This window comes from Yimella radicis (assembly GCF_054778255.1).
Genome location: NZ_BAAGZR010000006.1, coordinates 89116 through 109642 on the forward strand (window position 1 = coordinate 89116; position 20527 = coordinate 109642).

18 protein-coding genes are annotated in these 20527 nt (G+C 67.6%); 8 read left to right on the forward strand and 10 right to left on the reverse strand.

Annotated elements, in window-relative coordinates; translation table 11 throughout:
* Positions 1 to 16: 16 nt before the first annotated feature.
* A complete protein-coding gene (locus tag ACYU8W_RS04180; RefSeq protein WP_499466883.1) occupies positions 17 to 1111 on the reverse strand; it encodes a FecCD family ABC transporter permease in 1095 nt (364 codons plus the stop codon).
* A 63-nt stretch (positions 1112 to 1174) separates the two neighbouring features.
* Between ACYU8W_RS04180 and ACYU8W_RS04185 the strand changes: the two genes are divergently transcribed.
* Entirely contained in the window at positions 1175 to 1333 is a 159-nt protein-coding gene (locus ACYU8W_RS04185; protein ID WP_239700709.1) for a hypothetical protein, read from the forward strand.
* 166 nt (positions 1334 to 1499) lie between these two features.
* Entirely contained in the window at positions 1500 to 3974 is a 2475-nt protein-coding gene (locus ACYU8W_RS04190) for a phosphoketolase family protein (RefSeq protein WP_499466885.1), read from the forward strand.
* Between the two features lie 159 nt (positions 3975 to 4133).
* Here ACYU8W_RS04190 and ACYU8W_RS04195 read toward each other — a convergent pair whose 3' ends face one another.
* From ACYU8W_RS04195 to ACYU8W_RS04220, 6 genes are all read right to left on the reverse strand, one after another.
* The gene (locus tag ACYU8W_RS04195) at positions 4134 to 6221 is read right to left on the reverse strand and encodes a catalase (protein WP_499466887.1); all 2088 of its coding nucleotides are present in this window, start codon (positions 6219 to 6221) and stop codon (positions 4134 to 4136) included.
* Between the two features lie 159 nt (positions 6222 to 6380).
* Positions 6381 to 7016, reverse strand: coding sequence for a response regulator transcription factor (locus ACYU8W_RS04200; RefSeq protein ID WP_499466889.1), 636 nt, complete (start codon positions 7014 to 7016; stop codon positions 6381 to 6383).
* A 43-nt stretch (positions 7017 to 7059) separates the two neighbouring features.
* Positions 7060 to 7851: a GTPase domain-containing protein gene (locus ACYU8W_RS04205; RefSeq protein ID WP_499466891.1), complete on the reverse strand. Its 792-nt coding sequence runs from the start codon at positions 7849 to 7851 to the stop codon at positions 7060 to 7062.
* Positions 7852 to 8003: 152 nt separating this feature from the next.
* Positions 8004 to 9029, reverse strand: a complete 1026-nt coding sequence (locus ACYU8W_RS04210; protein WP_499466893.1) for an FAD-dependent monooxygenase — start codon at positions 9027 to 9029, stop codon at positions 8004 to 8006.
* Positions 9030 to 9110: 81 nt separating this feature from the next.
* A complete protein-coding gene (locus tag ACYU8W_RS04215) occupies positions 9111 to 9974 on the reverse strand; it encodes an ABC transporter permease (protein ID WP_499466895.1) in 864 nt (287 codons plus the stop codon).
* Positions 9971 to 12412, reverse strand: a complete 2442-nt coding sequence (locus ACYU8W_RS04220) for an alpha/beta fold hydrolase (RefSeq protein WP_499466897.1) — start codon at positions 12410 to 12412, stop codon at positions 9971 to 9973. Before ACYU8W_RS04220 ends, ACYU8W_RS04215 begins: the two co-directional genes overlap by 4 nt.
* 192 nt (positions 12413 to 12604) lie before the next feature.
* Here ACYU8W_RS04220 and ACYU8W_RS04225 point away from each other — a divergent pair, with 192 nt between their 5' ends.
* The 6 genes from ACYU8W_RS04225 to ACYU8W_RS04250 all read left to right on the forward strand — a co-directional run bounded on the left by ACYU8W_RS04225 (position 12605) and on the right by ACYU8W_RS04250 (position 18735).
* Positions 12605 to 13465 (forward strand): SDR family oxidoreductase, encoded by an 861-nt coding sequence (locus tag ACYU8W_RS04225; RefSeq protein ID WP_129625385.1) that lies wholly within the window; start codon positions 12605 to 12607, stop codon positions 13463 to 13465.
* Positions 13466 to 13516: 51 nt separating this feature from the next.
* Complete coding sequence (locus ACYU8W_RS04230; protein ID WP_499466899.1) at positions 13517 to 14701, forward strand: zinc-dependent alcohol dehydrogenase; 1185 nt, start codon at positions 13517 to 13519, stop codon at positions 14699 to 14701.
* On the forward strand, positions 14674 to 15681 hold the full coding sequence (locus tag ACYU8W_RS04235; RefSeq protein ID WP_499466901.1) for an SDR family NAD(P)-dependent oxidoreductase: 1008 nt from the start codon (positions 14674 to 14676) through the stop codon (positions 15679 to 15681). Before ACYU8W_RS04230 ends, ACYU8W_RS04235 begins: the two co-directional genes overlap by 28 nt.
* Positions 15682 to 15764: 83 nt before the next feature.
* Positions 15765 to 16835, forward strand: coding sequence for a glycosyltransferase family protein (locus ACYU8W_RS04240; RefSeq protein ID WP_499466903.1), 1071 nt, complete (start codon positions 15765 to 15767; stop codon positions 16833 to 16835).
* Between the two features lie 234 nt (positions 16836 to 17069).
* Complete coding sequence (locus ACYU8W_RS04245; RefSeq protein WP_499466905.1) at positions 17070 to 17912, forward strand: glycosyltransferase; 843 nt, start codon at positions 17070 to 17072, stop codon at positions 17910 to 17912.
* Between the two features lie 7 nt (positions 17913 to 17919).
* Positions 17920 to 18735, forward strand: a complete 816-nt coding sequence (locus tag ACYU8W_RS04250; RefSeq protein WP_499466907.1) for a glycosyltransferase family 2 protein — start codon at positions 17920 to 17922, stop codon at positions 18733 to 18735.
* Positions 18736 to 18739: 4 nt separating this feature from the next.
* Here ACYU8W_RS04250 and ACYU8W_RS04255 read toward each other — a convergent pair whose 3' ends face one another.
* From ACYU8W_RS04255 to ACYU8W_RS04265, 3 genes are all read right to left on the reverse strand, one after another.
* Positions 18740 to 19465, reverse strand: a complete 726-nt coding sequence (locus ACYU8W_RS04255; protein ID WP_499466909.1) for a DUF305 domain-containing protein — start codon at positions 19463 to 19465, stop codon at positions 18740 to 18742.
* Entirely contained in the window at positions 19462 to 20136 is a 675-nt protein-coding gene (locus ACYU8W_RS04260) for a thioredoxin-like domain-containing protein (protein WP_499466911.1), read from the reverse strand. Before ACYU8W_RS04260 ends, ACYU8W_RS04255 begins: the two co-directional genes overlap by 4 nt.
* A 120-nt stretch (positions 20137 to 20256) precedes the next feature.
* A complete protein-coding gene (locus ACYU8W_RS04265) occupies positions 20257 to 20523 on the reverse strand; it encodes a response regulator transcription factor (protein ID WP_499466913.1) in 267 nt (88 codons plus the stop codon).
* Positions 20524 to 20527 lie beyond the last annotated feature (4 nt).

The following is a 20527-nucleotide window of genomic DNA, read 5'->3' on the forward strand; positions in this document are numbered from 1 at the left end:
GTCTAGTGGTCGGGAATCAGTGGGCTGCGGTCATCCGGCGCAGCAGCACGAGCAGGAACGGTGCCCCGACGAGAGCGGTGATGATGCCGATCGGAATCTCTTGCGGGCGCAACAGAGTTCGGGCGACGAGGTCGGCGAGCACCAGGAGGATCGCCCCCATCAGGGCTGCCACAGGAAGCATGTGGCGGTGGTTCGACCCCACCGCGCGACGGGCCAGGTGAGGCACGACCAACCCGACGAAACCGATGCTCCCGGACACCGCCACGACGGCGCCGACGTTCAGCGACACGACGACCAGGAGCCTGGAGCGCAACGTGCTGGGGGATATGCCGAGGGTGAGCGCGGTCTCGTCGCCGATGGCCAGTGCGTCGAGGCGGCGCGACCACACGATCAGCAATGCGGTGGTACCGATGACCACCGCGGTGACGACTGCAAGCGCAACGTCCCATCGGGCCAGGCCGAGTGAACCGAGCAGCCAGAACAGCACCGACCGAGCGCCTTCGGCCGACCCGGACGCGAACACCAGGAAGCTGGTCAGCGCGGACAGTGCGTAACCCACCGCGACCCCGGCCAGGATCAGCCGCACCGAGGTGACCCGCGATGTGCCGCGGGCGATGAAGAAGACCAGGAACGCTGCGGCGAGCGCGCCGGCGAAGGCGCTGCCCTGCAACGCGTACTCGCCCATGCCGGCGCCGATACCGAACAGGATCGAAGCGGCGGCGCCGGTCGACGCACCGGAGTTGATGCCGATCAGGTAGGGATCGGCCAGTACGTTGCGGACCATCGCCTGGAGCACCGCGCCGGTGATCGCCAGGCCGGCTCCGACAACGGCGCCGAGCACGATGCGTGGCAACCGGACCTCCCACACAATTGCGTCGAGCGCCGGGCTCCACGTGGCCGTTGCCGGGGTGCCGGTTGTGTGGTGACCGATGATCCGGACGATGCTGCTGATCGGTGTGGTGACGGCACCGAGGGCGATCGCGGCAAGGCCGGTGGCAAGCAGACCGCAACAGAGTCCGATCAGCCAGGCGCGGTACCGGCGGTGTGAGCGGTCGACCCCGAGCGCGGTGCGTGCGGACGCGTTCGATGCGCACACCCGATCGATCTCCATATGCGACACAGTCGCATATGACGACTTCGCCTCGCCGGGCGGGGTCGCGCCTGGCGTGTGATCATGGCCAACCTGCACGCGCATGTCGTCCGCGCGCAGGCTTCACTGTCGCTGTTCACCGAGTTCGGTGAGGACGGGTTCCGTCCGCAGGAGCGTCGCGCCGAAGAGCTGAAGAGTGTCCTGGGCCAGGTCGTCGAGCTGGCCGGCAAGTTGCGCGCCTGACGTCACCGAGACTCACGAACGCCGCAGCCGTCGATCGGGTGCGGCGTTCGTCGTCCCCTCGGAAAGTCGAGCGAGAAATCGCTCGGTCGCGGGCCTGTTCGGATGGGCGTCCGTGGTTACCGTTGAGAACAGACTCTGTACGAAAAACAGCCCGTGAAAGGCAGCCATGACCGACCACGTCTGGACCACTCGCAAGGACACCGGGGGCAAGAAGCTCGACAAGGCCGACCTGCAGCGCATCGACGCGTGGTGGCGGGCAGCCAATTACCTCTCGGTCGGGCAGATCTACCTGCTCGACAACCCGCTGATGCGCACGTCGCTGTCGAAGGACCACGTCAAGCCGCGGCTGCTCGGCCACTGGGGGACGACTCCCGGTCTCAACTTCCTGTACGCACACCTAAACCGGGTGATCGACGAGCGTTCGCAACCGGCGCTGTTCATCACCGGTCCGGGTCACGGTGGCCCGGGCCTGGTCGCCAATACCTACCTCGAGGGCAGCTACTCCGAGCGCTACCCGCAGATCTCCCAGGACGCCGACGGTTTGCGAAAACTGTTCAAGCAGTTCAGTTTTCCCGGCGGCATCCCTTCACACGTCGCACCGGAGACGCCCGGTTCGATCCACGAAGGCGGCGAGCTCGGCTACGCGTTGAGCCACGCTTACGGTGCCGCGTTCGACAACAAGGACCTGCTCGTCTTCACCGTGATCGGTGACGGCGAGGCGGAGACCGGACCGCTGGCCACGTCCTGGCACGGCAACAAGTTCGCCAACCCGGCGACCGATGGCGTGGTGCTTCCGGTGCTGCACCTCAACGGCTACAAGATCGCCAACCCTACCGTGCTCGCCCGCATCGGCGAGGACGAACTGGACGCATTGCTGCGCGGCTACGGACATACGCCGTACGTGTTCACGGCCGGGTTCGACGGCGAGGCTCCGGAGTCCGTGCACCGCCGGTTCGCCGAGCTGCTCGACGAGGTGATGGACGCGATCGCCGGCATCAAGGCGAAGGCCGAGAAGCAGGGCGCGCAGAACGCCGAGCGTCCGATGTGGCCGATGATCGTCTTCCGCACACCGAAGGGCTGGACCGGTCCGAAGAAGATCGACGGCAAGGTCACCGAGGGGCACTGGCGCAGTCACCAGGTGCCGTTGGCGAGTGCGCGAGACACCGACGAGCATCTGCAGGATCTGTCCGACTGGCTGTCGAGCTACCGTCCGGACGAGCTCTTCGACGACGAGGGACGGCTGCTGGACGACATCGCGTCCCTGGCCCCAGAGGGCGAACTACGGATGGGTGCGTCCTCCTATGCCAACGGTGGACTGCGGCGAATCGACCTCAAGCTCAGCGACTTCCGTGATCATGCGGTGAAGGTTTCCGAGCCGGGTGGCGAGATCGCCGAGGCCACCAAGGTGCTCGGCACCTGGCTGGGCGACGTCATGCGGGACAACCCCGACAACTTCCGGATCTTCGGTCCGGACGAGACCGCGTCCAACCGATTGCAGGGCGTGTACGAGTCGACCGACAAGCAGTGGCTCGCTGAGTACGAACCGAACGACGAGGGCGACCCGATGGCGCGGGTCGGCAAGGTCGTCGAGATGCTCTCGGAACACCAGTGCCAGGGCTGGCTGGAGGGGTACCTGCTCACCGGACGCCACGGGCTGATGTCGTCCTACGAGGCGTTCATCCACATCGTCGACTCGATGTTCAACCAGCACGCGAAGTGGTTGAAGGTCACCAACGAGATTCCCTGGCGCAGCCCGATCTCGTCGCTGAACTATCTGCTCAGTTCACACGTGTGGCGCCAGGACCACAACGGCTTCAGTCACCAGGATCCTGGCTTCATCGATCACGTCGTCAACAAGAAGGCCGAGATCGTCCGGGTCTACCTACCGCCGGACGCCAACACCCTGCTGTCGACGTTCGACCACGTGTTGCGCACGACGCAGTACGTCAACGTCGTCGTCGCCGGCAAGCAGCCCGGTCCGGTGTGGCTGTCGATGGACGAGGCGATCAAGCACTGCACGCGCGGCCTCGGCATCTGGGAGTGGGCCGGCACCGAACAACCGGGTGAGAACCCGGACGTTGTCCTGGGTTGTGCCGGTGACATCCCGACGATCGAGGTGCTGGCCGCGGCGAAAATTCTACGCGAGCGGACCCCGGACCTGCGGGTGCGCGTGGTCAACGTCGTCGACCTGATGCGATTGCAGGACGCGCGCGAGCACCCGCACGGACTGTCCGACCGCGAGTTCGACACGATCTTCACCGCGGATACCCCGATCGTGTTCGCCTATCACGGCTACCCGTGGTTGATCCACCGGCTGACCTACCGCCGCAACGGTCACGACAACCTGCACGTGCGCGGGTTCAAGGAGGAGGGCACCACCACGACGCCCTTCGACATGGTGATGCGCAACGACCTGGACCGCTACCACCTGGTGATCGACGTCCTCGACCGCGTGCCCGGCCTGAGTTCGCGGTACGCCGGTCTTCGTCAGGAGATGCAGGACGCCCGCCTCGAGGCGCGCATGCACGCCTACGAGTACGGGGAGGACATCGACGAGGTGCAGGACTGGGTCTGGTCCGACTCCGGCGACACCGGGAAGTCGAAGGGCGGCCCGCAAACCACCGGCGGCGACAACGACTGAGTATCGCCGAGTCCCAGCGAATCTCACCGGGTCTCGATCGCGGTCCTCGGCTAGCGTCTCGTACCTACTCGACCACCGGTGTGGTGGTTTGAAGCAGCCGAATACAGACACGAACGCCCGGCCACATGAAGTGGCCGGGCGTTCTGCGTTCGGTGCGGATCAGGCTTCGACGTCGCGATCCCAGACACGCATCGGCTTCAGCGCGTCGACGAACTTCTTGCCGGACGAGGCGTCCAACTCGATGCAGCCCTTGTCGAGCTGGTCGGCGAGGCCGGCCGCCTCGAACAACGGCTTCGCGTCGGCGGTGTAGCCGATGAACTTCTGGTGCGCGAACGCGTCCGTCACGAAGTCCTTGGCGCTCGCCTTCTTCGCCAGGTCGGCCACCGACTCCTTGCCCGGGATGACCGCGACGGCGTCGTAGAGCACCGACGGGCCGCCCTGCACGTGTTGGTCGCCCGGCTGCTTGGTGCCGTCGCTGAAGGTCACTCCACCGATGGTCGGGGTGATGAACTCGACCTTGCCGCCGACCGCGGTGACCGCGTCCTTCACCGCGTTGATCACGGACGCGTCCGCGCCCTCGCTGGTGAGGATGCCGAGCTTGCGCCCGGCGAACGACTTCGGGCCGTTCTTGAGGATGCTCAGTGAGTCCGAGCCGGGCAGATCGGTACGGGGCTTGATCGCAGCCTCCGCGGCGTCCGGCAGGTCGAGCCCGAGGCCTTCGGCGACCCGCGAGGCGAGCTCCTCGTCCACGTTGCGCAGATGGGCAACCACCCGCGAACGCACCGCTTCGCGCTCGCACTTACCGAGCTCGAAGGTGTACGCCGCGACGATGTGGTCCTGCTCGGTGGGCGTCTGGCTGATCCAGAACACCCGGGCCTGGCTGTAGTGGTCGGCGAAGGTCTCCGAGCGGTGGCGCACCTTGGGCCCGCTGACCTGCTCCTGGTAGGAACGGAAGCCGCCCTCGGTGTCCGCGCGCGGGCCGCGCTCGTCACCGGTCCAGCTGTTCGGCTCGTAGTTGGCCCGGCCGGTCGGGACGGTGGTCTGCATGTGACCGTCGCGCTGGAAGTTCATCACCGGGCACCGCGGTGCGTTCACCGGCAGGTGGGTGAAGTTGGTGCTTCCCAGGCGGCTGAGCTGGGTGTCGAGGTAGGAGAAGTTGCGGCCCTGCAGCAGCGGGTCGTCACTGACGTCGATTCCCGGCACGAGGTTCTGGGTGTGGAAAGCCACCTGCTCGGTCTGCGCGAAGTCGTTGTCGACGACGGAGTCGAGGGTCAGGCGTCCGACGACCCGCAGCGGCACCTGCTCCTCGGGAATGATCTTCGTGGGGTCGAGCACGTCGAACTCGAACTTCTCCGCGAAGTCCTCGTCGAAGATCTGCACCGCGAGGTCCCAGGCGGGTGCGTCGCCGGTGGTGATCGCGTCCCAGAGGTCGCGGCGATGGAAGTCGGGGTCGGCGCCGTTGATCTTCACGGCCTCGTTCCAGACGACCGACTGCAGACCTTGCACCGGCTTCCAGTGGAACTTCACGAAGCTGGACTTGCCCTCGGCGTTGATGAACCGGAAGGTGTGGACGCCGAAGCCCTCCATGAAGCGCAACGAGCGCGGGATGGCGCGGTCGCTCATCTGCCACAGGGTCATGTGGATCGACTCAGGCGTGAACGAGACGAAGTCCCAGAAGTTGTCGTGGGCCGACTGGGCCTGCGGGAACGCGCGGTCGGGCGCTTCTTTCACCGAGTGCACCAGGTCGGGGAACTTGATTGCGTCCTGGATGAAGAACACCGGGATGTTGTTGCCGACGATGTCCCAGTTGCCTTCTCGCGTGTACAACTTCACCGCGAAGCCACGGACGTCGCGCGCGAGGTCGAAGGACCCCTTGTTGCCGGCGACGGTCGAGAAGCGGACGAAAGCCTCGGTCTTGCGTCCCTCCTCGCCGAACAGGTCCGCCTTGGTCACGTCGGTCAGCGCGTCGGTGCACTCGAAGGTGCCGCGAGCGCCGTAACCGCGGGCGTGGACCACGCGCTCGGGGATGCGCTCGTGGTCGAAGTGGAAGATCTTGTCGCGAAGGACGAAGTCCTCCATCAACGTCGGGCCCCGGTCGCCCGCGCGCAATGAGTTCTGGTCGTCGGAGATCGGGGCGCCCTGCGCGGTGGTCAACACTTCGCCGTTCTCGACCGGCTGGTGGATCTCGCCGCCCTGGCCGCGCTCGTCGAGCTGCTGGTCGGACTTGTTGGTCTTCTTGTCGGACATGTCCTGCTCCTGATGTCGTCGCCACCGCGCCGAGAGTTGAGGCCGTGGCGACGGTGGTCTGGGTGCTGCCTTCGACGCTATGGGGCGCAGATTGCGCGATGTGACCAGCCGAACGAGCGGTTCGTGGCGGACGAAGGAATCACCCGAGAGGGGGAGGCCTCAGGATGCCGTGCGTTCGGAGTTGAAACCGTTGCGCATCGCCCATGCGACCGCTTGCGCCCGGGTAGCGACGCCCGCCTTGCGATAGGCGGAGCGGACGTACGTCTTCACGGTGTTGATCGACAGGTAGCACTTCTGGGAGATCTCCTGGTTGGAGTACCCCTGGGTGATCAGCCCGATGATCTCGGCCTCACGCGCGGTCAGCCCGCCGCCCTGGCCGGGCCATTCCTCCATGATGGACGGTGCATCCGGGGCACCCAGCGCGATGACGGTCTCGCCGCGATGGATGCGTTCGAGGGCGTCCACCAGTTGCTCGATCGGGACCGCCTTGGAGATGTAGCCCGCTGCACCACTGGCGATGCTGTCGCGTGCCGCCTGCGGGTTGTCGTTGAAGGAATAGCCCACGACCTTGCCCACGTTCGGCGAGGCGAGCAGTCCGTGGATGCGGGAGTTGCTGCCGTTGGGTGCGGCGAACGTGTCGTAGATGACGATGTCCACCGGATCGGCCGGGATGGCCCTCACCTCCGTGTCGACGACCAGGACGCGGTCTTCGAACGGGCGCAGCAATTGCCCAAGGCCCGCCACGACAACCTGGTAGTCGTTGACGAGGGCTAGGGTGATCGGAGCAGCTGGCACCCGCACAAACTAGCAACCCGGACGGTGCACCGCCGCCGGAACCTCAGACGTGACCGCTCAGCTGCGCCATCCGGTTCTCCAGCGTGCTCAGCAGCTTGCTCAGTTCCTTCGTGCTCTTGGAGTCGTTCTCGGCACTGACCGGCAGCACATCGATCGACAGCCGGGCGCCACCGGCGAGCGAACGCAGCTCGTCGAGTTTGGCGGCGAACGGCGAGCCACTGCCGGGGGAGTAGTAACGCACGGCCGCGTCGATGTCGTTCGCGAACAGGTCGGCCTTGGTGACGACGATGACCAACCAGACCGGGCGGTCGCGACGTACGCACATGGCTGCGATGCGGTGCGCGGTGATCGACCAGTCCTCCAGTTCCGCAGCCAGCTGCTCCTCGCGCGTGCGCTGTTCGGCCGCGCCACTGGTGCCGCCGGTGCGTCGGGGCGTCGCGTGGCCGTAGGCCACCACGTGCAGAACGCCGTCCACCGGATCGTCATGGAACACCTCGTCCAGTGCGCCCAGCCGGGTCGCCGCGTTGTCGCCGGGCACGACGCGGAAGCGGAAGCCGTGCAGGCGCGAGGAATGCTTGGTGCGACGCTCCATCACTGCGGACCCTGCATCGACGGCGTCGCTGCTCGCGTGCTTGGCGAGGCGGTCGGCCAGGCGCGTCTTTCCCACGCCGGTCATGCCGGTGACAGCCACCGTCGGGAAGCGACGGCGGAACAGGTGCGCCATCTGCCCGGGCGCACTGGACAACGCAGTGAGTGCGCTTCCGGCGATACCGGTGCCGAGGGCGGCCTTGCCCGGGCCGCTGATGGCAGCCTTGCCGAGCCGGGTTGCGTTCATGACTTGGTTACCTCGTCCTGCTGTGAGCAATCTCGTTCGGGTTCAACCGCAGCCGGCAGCCGCGATGTTCCCGTTCGTCCGCATCCGCGAACTCCTCCCGAGAGGTTAATCGGCCTTCGCGTACGTTGCCGGGCTCGGCACCGCCGGACTCGTCACAGGGCGGTCGCCACCCGCATCAGGGACGCGGCCGTCAGGCGCGCCGCTTGTGTCACGGGCAGCCGTCTGGTCTGCCAGGCGCGAAGCGACCCGCCGCGGTTGAGCGTGTGCGCCAATGTCACGGCGTCCAGGATCGCGTCGCAGGCTCCTCGGCCCAAGTTGGGCAGGGACGCATGTGCGGCGTCGCCGATCACGACGTACCGATCCCGGACGTAGCGCGGCATCGGCGGGGTGGTCCAGAGCCGGGTTGCGATCGTGTCGCTCCCGCAGCGGTCGAGGGTGTGCCGGATGACCCGCGCGTCGCCCGCGAAGATCTCCCGGGCCTCAGCGAGAACCTCGTCGCTCGACAACGGCTCCGGACCGATCGTGCTGCGGTGCGCCGTGAACCAGTACGCCTGCTCGTCGGTGACCGACGCGACACCGAACAGCCTTCTGCGGCCCCAGTATTCGCCGAAACGATCGGGGTTGAAGTCGTCCGTCAGCCCGCGCATGGTGACGAACGGCGACTCCACTCGCTCCGAGGCGGCGGGGTGCACCAGGGCACGCACCCGACTGCGGACGCCGTCCGCACCGATCACGAGGTCGGCGTCGAACTGCGCGGGATCCTCGACCATTTGCTGCTCGATCCGGACGCCGGCCGGTACGGCTCGGCGCAGGGCGGCGAGGAGGGCCGGGCGCGGGACGAGGTGGATGTCAGGCTCGGGCAACCTGACCAGCCGGCGCCCACCCACGGTGAACAGCGCCCCGTTGTGGGGTCGGTCGGCGCTACCCATCGCAGCGCCGATACCGGCCAGTGCGCGACGGGCGGCCGGCCACAGTCCGAGGGCAGCGCCCAAGGTCTCCCGCTGGGGCTCGGCTTCCAGGACGCTCACCTCGAAGCTCGCCGGATCCAGAGCTGCCGCAAGCGCCAGCCCGGCGATACCGGCCCCGACGACGACGATGCGGCGGGGCCGGATCGCGTTTGTGCGCGACGCTGTGTGCGTCGGCTCCGACTTCGCGCGGTTGAACAGTTTGTCGAACATCTCTCCCCATTTTCGGCCGCTCCCCTCGAAGGCCTCGAGCCAGTACATCACCAAGTCCGGCGATGGCCACCGACTCAGTGATCAGGACACGACGTCCTTGCGGGCGAAGCCACGGACGGCGAGCGCGAACAGCACGATCCCGTAGCTGAACGACAGCGCGACACCCTTGGCGAGGTCGCTCCAGTCGATCGTGGGTTGCATCAGGTCGAACCACGCGTAATCCCAGTGCGCCGGCAGGAACTCGCGCAGCCCGCCGAGCGCGCTGACCTGATCGAGGATGCTGCACACGATCTGCAGTCCCATCGCGCCACCGACGGCACCGAGGGGGGCGTCGGTCCGCGTGGACAGCCACAGGGCGAGGCCGGCCGTGGTCAGCTGACTGAGCATCACGTAGAGCACGGTCAGCGCGCTGCGGCCGGCTGCGTCGCCGAACGAGATCGGCGCACCGGTGGGCAGGTCGAGCGGTCCGGTGCCGTACGCGAGGGTGCCGATGACGAAGCTCACGACGGCGAGGAGTGCGATTGCGCCGAGTGAGAATGCAAGTGCGACAACGGCTTTCACGACCAGTAGCCGTGTGCGGGGTACCGGTGCGGCGAGCAGGTAACGCAAGGTCGACCAGTTCGCCTCGCTGGCGATCGAGTCGCCGAAGAACAGCGCGACCGGGATCACCAGGAAGAAACCGGACGCCAGGAACAACATTGCCACGGTGAAGTTCGGGCCGGACAAGGTGGCGACGTCCAGGATGCGCATTTGGCCACCGCCGCCTTCCTCGTCACCACCCCCGCCGACCTGGAAAGCGATCATCACGATCACCGGCAGTGCCGCGAGCAGGCCGGCGACGACCAGCGTCCGGCGCCGCCGCAGTTGCCGCGCGAACTCGACAGTGATCGGGAACGGGTGCTGGCCCTCCAGTGGGGTGAGGGCGGGTGGTGTCGTGGTGGTCATTGCCGGGCGCCTCCTTCGGCGACGATGCGCAGGAAGGTCTCCTCGAGTCGGCCGTCGCCGACGATTTCGGCCACGGTGCCGGCGCGCACGAGCCGGCCACGGTCCATCACGACCAGATGGGTACAGAACTGCTCGACCTCGGCGAGCAGGTGGCTCGACACGATCACCGTGCGGCCACCGGCGGCGTACGCCGACATCACCTGGCGCATCTGCCGGATCTGCCCGGGGTCGAGCCCGTTGGTCGGTTCGTCGAGCACGAGCACGTCCGGCAGCCCGAGCATCGCCTGCGCGATCGCGAGCCGTTGTCGCATGCCCTGGGAATAGGTGCGGACGGGGCGCGCGAGGGCCTCGTCGCTGAGTGCGGCGACCTCGAGCGCCTCGTCCAGGTGAGCCTCATGCGCCGGCCGCCCGGTGGCCTGCCAGTAGAGGTCGAGGTTGGCACGCCCGGACAGGTGCGGCAGGAAGCCGGGGCCTTCGACGAACGCGCCGAGCCGGGTGAGCACCGGCGCGCCGGGCTGGATCGGACGCCCGAACACCCGGATCTCGCCGGCGTCCGGCATGGTCAGACCCATCAGCATACGCAGCGTCGAGGTCTTGCCGGCGCCGTTCGGGCCGAGCAGCCCGAGCACCTGCCCGCGCTCCACGGTGAACGACAGGTCGTCGACCGACAGTTGGTTGTTGCCGCCGTACGCCTTGGTCAGACCGGTGATCTGCAGCGGGACGTCGGCGAGTTCCTCCTCGACCTGTTCGGCGGTGGTCCTGCGGCGCCGGCCGAACAGGATCGCACCGGCTGCGAGCAGCGCCAGCAACGGGAGCAGCCAGACCCAGGTGGGCAGCGGTTCGGCGGTGGTCTCGAACGAACCGACGACCGGGACGGTGAGGGCGCCCGCAATCGACACCCGGTACGTCGCGGCCTTCGCGGGTGTCGCGTATCCCATGTCGGTGGATGAGACCACCAGCCGCATGCGATGCCCGGTCTCGAAGCGGCGGTCGATCGCGGGAAGCGTCACCTCGACCTCCCGCTCCGACCCGCCCGTCGCGACCCGGATCGGGGTGGCCAGGCGGGCCGGCAACACCGGTTGCGAACGTCCGGGACCGACGTCGTAGAGCTTCACGAACAGCACGGCTTCGGGTGTCGACGAACCTACCTTCAGCCGCACGCGGGGAGTCCCGGTGACCGTGACGGCCTCGGTGAGGGGCGCGCTGCTGAAGGCTGCGGACTGGCCGGGGAAGTTCAGCGACAGGTCGAAAACCTCGCCGGCGTCCCCCAATGCGCCGGTGCCCGGCAGGCTGCTGACATCGGCCGGCTGGCCGCCCGGCGGGTTCGCGAAGCTCTGTGGACGCCCGGTCAGCGCGATCGTGTTCGAACTCGTGCCGAGCAGGCCCGGGTACTGCGCCCGGCTCGCACCACGCAGCAGCGCACTGCCGTTCTGTGTGTTGGTGCCGGCGCGACGACTGACCCGGAACGCGGCCGTGTCGTTCCCGAATTCGCGCTTGAGGTGCTGGTCGAACCACGCCAGCGTCCGTTGCTCGACCCGGTCGGTCTCAGCATCGCCGCCGTCGTGTCCGCCGGCGATCCAGTCGACGGCGACAGGTGTTCGGTTCCCGGCGATTCGTCGTGCCGCGCGGTCGGCCTGATCGAGCGGGAACAGCGAGTCGCTCTGTCCCTGCAACAGCAGCGTCGGTGCCTTGATCCGGTCGCCGACCGCAACGGGGCTGCGGTCGCGCAGCAGTTTCAGGTCGGGCGCGGTCGCCCGCCCGGTTTCGGCGATGCGGGTGTAGGCGGCGCACAGTGCGGGGTCGAACTTCACGCACCCGCCGCCGTTGTTGAAGAAGACGCCCGCCCAGGTCTTCTTGAAGACCCCGTTCGGTACGAGTGCGTCGGCCAGGTCCCAGTAGGTGATGGACGCCGCGATCGCGTCGACTCGGTGGTCGAGGGCCGCGGTCATGAGTGCGATGCCGCCGCCGTAGGACCCGCCTGCCATACCCGCGCGGGGGTCGCCTGCCTTGTCCAACAGCACGTTCGGCTGCTTCGCCACCCAGTCCAGCAACGTGGAGACGTCCGCGACTTCGGCGTCGGGGGCGTTGAGGGAGATGCGTCCGGTCGATCGTCCGAACCCTCGGGCCGACCAGGTGAGCACGTTGTAACCCTCGCCGACCAGTCGCTGCGCCTGCGGCAGCAGATCGGTCTTGTTGCCGCCGAACCCGTGCCCGAGCAGCACCGTGGGGCGACCGCCACCGGCGCTCTTCGGAGTGAACCACGAGGTGTCGATGCGCGCCCCACCGGTGTCGAGCACGGTGTCGGTGCGCCGCACTGCGTCGGCAGGGTCGTCGTCGCGCAGGTACACGCCGACGATCGCGGCAACCGCCAGCAGAGCGATGGCGGCTGCGATCGCGAAGATCCGTCGGGTGGGACGGATCCCTGGCAGTCGCTTCATCCGGCGATTATCGCTGACGCGAGTGCCGTGAGATTCGAGACTTCGACACCCCGAACGTGATGACACCCGAGCGGCACATCCGTGAGTCGACGCGAGTCGACGCGAGTCGACGCGGTCCCTGCGGGTGTGCCGTCGTGCGGTGCCGGCGTATAGCGTCGGTAGAAACCGCCATCGGACGCCAAGGAGATCGCGATGACGAACGACCGTCCGAAGAAGGTGCCCGGTCAGCAGCAGGAGTGGCCGGGCAGCGACGCGGACCTGAACCCGCAGGCGGATCACGGAGCCGACTCGTGGACCGGCCGCGGACGCCTGGAGGGCAAGCGCACGGTGGTGACCGGCGGCGACTCGGGCATCGGCCGCGCCATCGCCGTGGCCTTCGCGAAGGAGGGCGCCGACCTGGTCATCGCCCACCTGCCGCAGGAGGAGGACGACGCGATGAAGACCGCTGAACTCGTTGCAGCGCAGGGGCGTTCGGCCACCCTGCACTCGACGGACCTGCGTACCGCAGAAGCCAACCAAGAACTGGCCGACGTGGCGGTCGAGCACATGGGCGGTGTCGACATCCTCATCTGCAACGCTGCCTATCAGATGACCCACGACGAACTGCTGGACTTCCCGGACGACCAGATCGAGCGCACCTTCGAGACCAACGTCTTCGGACCGTTCTGGTTGATCAAGGCGCTCGCCCCGCAGCTGGAGGACGGCGGCACGATCATCGTGACCACGTCCGTCCAGGCCTATGCGCCGACCGACCACCTGCTCGACTACGCCGCGACCAAGGCGGCGCTGAACAACCTCGTCGTCAACCTCGCTCAGGAGCTCGGTCCGAAGGGCACGCGGGTGAATGCCGTTGCGCCGGGCCCGATCTGGACGCCGTTGATCCCGGCGACGATGGCGAAGGACAAGGTCGAGGGCTTCGGCAGCGATACCCCGCTCGGACGCCCGGGCCAGCCGATCGAGGTTGCAGCGGCGTACGTCTTCCTGGCCTCGGACGAGGCGTCGTACGTCTCCGGCACGGTGCTCGGCGTGACCGGCGGCAAGCCGGTCTTCTGACCCGATCCGCACACACCCCCCCCAAATCCGAAAACCACCGAAGGAAACTCGATGAAGGCATTGACCTGGCAAGGCATCAACGACGTGCAGATCAAGGAGGTCCCCGACCCGGTGTTGCAGGACCCCACGGACGCGATCGTGCGGGTCACTTCGACCGCGATCTGCGGCTCCGACCTGCACCTGTACGGCGTCCTGGCGGCGTTCCTCACCCCCGGCGACATACTCGGCCACGAATTCATGGGCATCGTCGAGGAGGTCGGGTCCGCGGTCACCAACCTGCAGGTCGGCGACCGGGTCGTGGTGCCGTTCAACATCTCCTGCGGCAAGTGCTGGATGTGCGGGCGTGGGTTCTTCGCTCAGTGCGAAACCACGCAGAACACCGATCAGGGCAAGGGCGCGAGCTTGTTCGGCTTCACCAGCCTCTACGGCCAGGTGCCCGGCGGCCAGGCCGAGCGGGTGCGCGTACCGCATGCCGACTTCGGGCCGATCAAGATCACCGGTGACCACCCGGACGAGCGTTACCTGTACCTCTCCGACATCCTGCCGACGGCCTGGCAGGGAGTGCAGTGGGCCGAGGTCCCCGAGGGCGGTTCGCTGTGCGTCTTCGGTCTTGGTCCGGTCGGTCAGCTCGCGGTGCGCTCGGCCCACCGGATGGGTATCGAGAACATCATCGCCGTGGACCGGGTGGCAGACCGCCTGGCCGTCGCCGCGGCGGCCGGTGCCCAGGTCATCGACCTGGACGAGGTGAAGAACGTCGGGGACGCGGTGCGTGACCTCACCGACGGACGCGGCGCGGACGGCACGCTGGACGCAGTCGGCATGGAGGCACACGGCAACCCCGTCTCGGAGGCCGTCATCAAGGCAACAGCGCGTCTGCCGAAGCCGGTCGGGAAACCGATGATCGAGAACATGGGCATCGACCGTCTCGCCGCGCTGCACGGTGCGATCGACGCCGTCCGACGCGGCGGCACGGTTTCGATCAGCGGCGTCTACGGCGGCGCGGTCGACCCGATGCCGATGATGGACATGTTCGACAAGGGCATCGCTCTGCGGATGGGGCAGTGCCACGTCAAGCAGTGGACCGACGAGCTGTACGACCTGGTCGAACAGGACGACGACGTCCTCGGTCTGGAAACGCTTGCCACGCACCGCGTTTCGCTCGACGAGGCTCCGGAGATGTACCGCGTCTTCCGTGACAAGGAGGATGAGTGCCTGAAGGTGGTGCTGACGCCGTGATCGGGCAGGCGCCGCGGCCGGTCGCGCTCGTCCTCGGTGCCTCCCGCGGTCTTGGCCTGCTGTGCGCGGGCGAACTTGCCAGGCGCGGGTACGACGTCGTGCTCGCGTCGCGCTCGCTGGATAGTTGCAAGCAGGCCTCCGATCACCTTGCCGCACAAGGCCTTTCGAGCGAGCATTTGCACGCCCGAGCCTGTGATGCGCGTGACGGTGATGCGGTGGACGATCTGATCGACGAGGTCGAACGCACCGTCGGGCCGATCGAGGTCGCGCTGCATGTCGCGGGCATCATCCAAGTCGGTCCCTGGCAGGAGTGGGAGCGCGAGCAGTTCGAGGACGCGATCGACACGATGCTCTGGGGGCCGGTCAATCTCTGCATGCCGCTCGCCCATCGCATGGCCGGACGCGGCCACGGACGACTCGGTGTGGTGTCCTCGGTCGGCGGCCAGGTCAGCGCGCCGCATCTGTTGCCGTACAGCACAGCGAAATTCGGTGCCTTCGGTTTCTCCCAGGGACTCGGTGCCGAACTCTCCGGCACGGGAGTCACGGTCACCAGCGTCGCCCCCGGGCTGATGCGGGTCGGTTCGCACCTGGCTGCGGAGTTCAAGGGTGACCACGCCAAGGAGTACGCCTGGTTCGCGGCCGGGGCATCGGCACCGCTGCTCGCGATCGACGCCGACCGCGCGGCACGCAAGATCGTCGACAGCCTGCTGCGCGGACGCCCGTTCGTCACGTTCACCCCGCTCGCGCAGGTCGGTACGCGCGTCCACGGCCTCGCTCCGGGGCTGACGCAGCGTCTGCTCGGCGTCGTCGGACGCGCTCTGCCGGACGCACCGAGCGGGCACACCGAGGTGCTTCCCGGACACCGGGTCGAGCCGATGCTCTCCCCGAGGGCGCGGCGTGTGCTGACACGGCTGACCACACTCGGCTCGAAGGCCGCTTCCAGGAACCTCGAGCCCGGGCGTGATCAGACGGAGCGCTGACGACGCAGGCAGCAGGGCCGCACGAGACCGGGCACCCAACAGGGTGTGCCTGGCGGTCTTGACACGCGTCTAATGTCACGAGGGTGGAGCCTGCCGCGCGCGGGCCGATGCGGGTTGCCTCCGTGCCGGCCGATCACGTCTACATCCGTCACCTCGCCCCGTCCGGGCACGATGACGGAGTCGTCCGTCTGCCGGATCCGCCGTCCGAGGAACCGGGTCGCTGGTGGCCACCGGTGATGCTTGATCCCGAGTGGGTTGCCGCGCACAGCGGTGACTTCGACCTGATGCACATTCACTTCGGCTTCGATGCGCGCAGCCCCGAGGATCTCCAGAAGCTGGCCGATGCCTTGGAAACGGCCGGGCGGCCGCTGGTGTTCACCGTGCACGACCTGCGCAATCCCCATCACGAAACCACCGAGCTGCACGACGCCCAGCTCGACGTGCTCGTCCCTGCGGCGAGCGAGCTCATCACGCTCACGCCGGGCGCTGCCAGGCAGATCGAGCATCGCTGGGGTCGTAAGGCCCACGTCCTGCACCATCCGCACGTCTTCGAGCTCGACGAGGTCGGACGCGTCCGACCCGGCAAGGACGAGTTCCTCGTCGGCGTCCATTGCAAGAGCCTGCGGGCGTGCATGGAGCCCGAACCGGTGATCCGCGCGATCGTGCAGACGCTGCCCGAACTGCCCGGAGCGCGGCTGCGGGTCGATGCGCACACCGACATCATGACGCCGGGGTACGACCGGTACGCCGACGATCTGGCGACCTACCTGCGGCGGGCCGACGCCGACGGGCTGCTCGACCTGCAGGTGCACGACTACTTCACCCACGACGAACTGCGCGACTACCTGCGCTCCCTCGACCTGTCGGTGCTGCCCTATCGGCATGGCACGCATTCGGGGTGGGCGGAAGGTTGCCACGATCTGGGTACCGGCGTGCTCGCTCCCGACTGCGGGTACTACGCCGATCAACTCGACTGCTTCGTCTACCGCTGGGACGAGTTCGGGCTCGACGTGCACAGCGTGCAGTCCGCGCTGCGCTCGGCCTACGACAGCCGCGGCAACCACCCGATGATGACCTCGGCCGAGCGACGCCTGCAGCGCGACCGATTGGCGGACGCGCACGTGAAGATCTACAGCGCGGCCATGGGGAACTGAGATGCGTGTCACCGTGATCGCCGCCGCGCGACAGCCGATCGCGCAGCCGTTCCCCGGTGGTCTGGAGTACATCGGCTTCTACGAACGGATGGTCGAACGAGCGTGATCGGTTGGTACGTGCACCATCACGGGAGCGGACATCTGCAGCGCCTGCTGACAGTCGCTGCGCACCTGACGCAACCTGTGACTGCTTTCTCCTGTCTGCCGGCCCCGCCCGGGTGGCAGGGGGATTGGGTGGAGCTGGCGCACGACGTGGGTCCCGATCCGGACCCTGATCCGACTGTTCGCGGCGCGCTGCACTGGGCGCCGCTCACCGTCGAGGGCTACCAGGAGCGGATGGGACAGATCGCGGCCTGGATCGATGCCGAACGTCCCGGCGCAATGGTCGTGGACGTGTCGGCCGAGGTGACTGCACTGTCGCGGCTGCTCGGTGTGCCGACCGCGACGATCGTGATGCCCGGCGTCCGATCGGACCGCCCCCACGTGATGGCCTATGACCTGGCCGACCTGCTCATCGGGCTCTGGCCGGCGGGTGCTCATGAGGTGAGTCCCTCGATCGCCGACCGCATCGTCAACGTCGGCGGGGTTTCCCGCTTCGACGGGGAGCGGTCGCCGGATGTCGAAGTGCAGTTCGGGCGAGTGCTCGTCGTCTGCGGTGGCGGGGGAATCTCGCTGACCGACAACGACATCCAGCAAGCTGCTGCGGCAACAGGTTGGGACTGGGTCGCTCGCGGAGGGGACTGGCCGGCGAGCGAGGATCTGTGGCGAGAACTCGCCGAGGCGGACGTCGTGGTCACGTTCGCCGGGCAGAACGCCGTGGCCGAGGTGGCGGCAGCACGCAAACCCGCCATCGTGGTCGCCACCGAGCGTCCGCACGACGAACAACTCGCGACCGTCGGTGCGTTGCGTCGCCTGGGGATCGTGCCTGCAGTCGACGACTGGCCCTCGTCCGGGGAATGGCCGGCCCTGCTCCGACAGGCTCGCACGCAAGGCGGGGACGCTTGGTCACGCTGGAGCACCGGCCACGGTGCACCGGACTTCGCGGCCGCCGTCGAGGCTTTGGCGGACCGATCGTGAACCTTCCATGACAGTTGCCGTGCTGACGATCGCGCATGGCCGCCACGATCACCTGCGTGGCCTGCTGGCGGGTTGCCGGCGCTCGGACCGGGCGCCCGACATGGTGATCGTCGTTGCGATGAGTGATCCGGACATCGAAGACCTGGCTCAGGACGCCTGGCCCGGTGCGATCGTCGAACACCTACCCACGGTCGATGGAGCGCTCCCGCTGGCAGCGGCCCGTAATCGTGCCGCGCAGACCGCCATCTCCCGTGGTGCGACCGCGCTGGTCTTCCTGGACGTCGACTGCGTTCCGTCGCCCGGCCTGATCGGTACCTATGCTTCGGCGATGGATGAGGCGAGCGAGCCGTCCGTCCTCGCCGGTGACGTCGCCTACCTGCCGGAGCACGAACGCCCCTATCCCGCAGGCGAACTCGACAGCCTGGCAAAACCGCACCCGGCCCGTCCGGTGCTCGAACCGGCGCAGTCAAGGCAGGCGGACGACGTCCGGTTGTTCTGGTCGCTGTCTTTCGCGCTCAGCGCCGACTCGTGGACGGCGATCGGCGGCTTCGACGAGCGATACGTCGGTTACGGCGGTGAGGACACCGACTTCGCACTGCGGTTCCAGGCTGCGGGCGCGTCCCTGGTCTGGGTCGGCGGCGCACGGGCGTATCACCAGTTCCACGAAAACCGGATGCCGCCGGTGCACCACCTGGACGACATCGTCCGCAATGCACGCATCTTCCACTCCACCTGGGGTCGGTGGCCGATGGAGGGATGGCTGCGGGAGTTCGACCGCCTCGAACTCGTGCGCTTCGACGGCGAGACGCTCAGCGGGCTCTGACAGGTCAGGACGCAGCCGGCCAGGGGGTCGCCCCGCGCTTTTTGAGCATGTCGGTCATCAGGTTGATCTCGCCCGACTGTCCTTCGACCATCGACCGTGCCAGACGCACCACGCGCGGTTGGTCGCCGGACGATTGCGCCGCCTTGGCCATGTCGACGCCGGCACGGTGATGCACGATCATCAACTGCAGGAAGAGGATCTCCGCGGCCTTGCCGTCCGAGTTCTCCAACTGACGCAGCTGGGCGGTGGAGGCCATGCCCGGCATCCGTCCGTCAGGCAGCAGCATCTGACCCTGCGGCAGCCCGGCGTGGTTGTGGCCTGTCTTCTTCATCCAGGCCATGCGCTCGCCACTGACGGCGAGCGGTAGATCCCACTGCTGCAGCCAGCCCATCATCTGTCCGCGCTGGTTCTCCTGGGTGGTGGCGATGTCGTAGGCGAGTGTCTTGACGTCGTTCGCGACGTCCTTGGCGCGCACCACCATCGACATGTTCACCGCCTGCGCGTGGTGCGAACTCATGTCGCGGGCGAATCCGGCGTCGACGCTGTCGTCGGACGGGTACTTCGGCTGACCCAGCCAGTACCCGGCCAGCACCGCCAGCACGATCGCGGTCGCCGCTGCCACCGAGAGCAGGAATGGCTTCTTCGCCTCGTTCCAACTCAGTGCGCGGCGCTGTTGCTCGACTTCCTCGTCGGCTTCGACGTGGTGGTTGAGCGCGTCGCGCTCGGTCACATCTGTCCGCCGGTCTTGCCGGTGGCCGGGTCGTACGCACCCGAGCAGGCAGCACCGGGCTCAGGGGTCTGCGGACCCTGCAGGTAGGCCTTCACGAACTGCTGGATACGCGGGTCGGACGCCTTGTCCACGCGCAGCTGCAGACCCCAGGCCGACAACACGATCGGGGAGCTCTGCGAAGGCACCTTGGACATGATCATGTAGTCCTGGCTCGCGACCTTCTTCAGCGTCGCGATGTCGCCCGCGGACACTTTGTCGTTCGTGGTGATCCAGACCGCCCCGTGCTCGAGGGAGTGCACGGTGTGGTTGTTCGGGATCTCCTTGTCGTAGATGCCGCAGGTGGACCACGCCGGGTGGTGGGCGCCACCGACCGGGGGGTTCATCGGGTACTTCTGCTCGGCGTTGGTGTGGTCACGACTCAGGTCGGTCCACTGGCGCACGCCCTTGACGGGTGAGTTGATGACCTTGGACCCGGCGAGCGAGTCGGTGGGTTCGGTGTCGTCACCGCTCTGCGACTGAACCAGTGCGAAACCCCCACCAGCGACGAGGGCGAAAGCCACGACCACCGCCAGGATGATGCCGATCTTGCGGTTGCGTTCACCGCGTGCCTGACGTGCCCGCTCCTCGGCGAGGCGCTCGCGGCCGGTCTTCGTGGTGTCGGTCTTCGACAAGGCTCTGCTCCTGGGGGTGTGTTCGCGTGCGGCGCCGTACCTACGCCGGATCGCTTCGAGGAACCATCGTAGATAAGCGCGTGAATGGTCGTATGTTCACGGCCACCATGTGGAGCAACGTCACAGTGACGGCGTGCGTTCCGGACGGAATCCGTGACGCAGCGCCCAGGCGACGGCCTGAGCGCGCGTGTTGACGCCCGCCTTGCGGTAGGCCGAGCGGATGTAGGTCTTCACGGTGTTGATCGACAAGTAGCACAGCAGGGCGATCTCTTCGTTGGAGTAGCCCTGTGCGATGAGCCCGATCACCTCGGCCTCGCGTTCGGTCAGGTCGATGTCCTTGCCGGGCCATTCGGTTTCCGGCAGCGGGTCGACCGCGTCCGAAAGCACGACC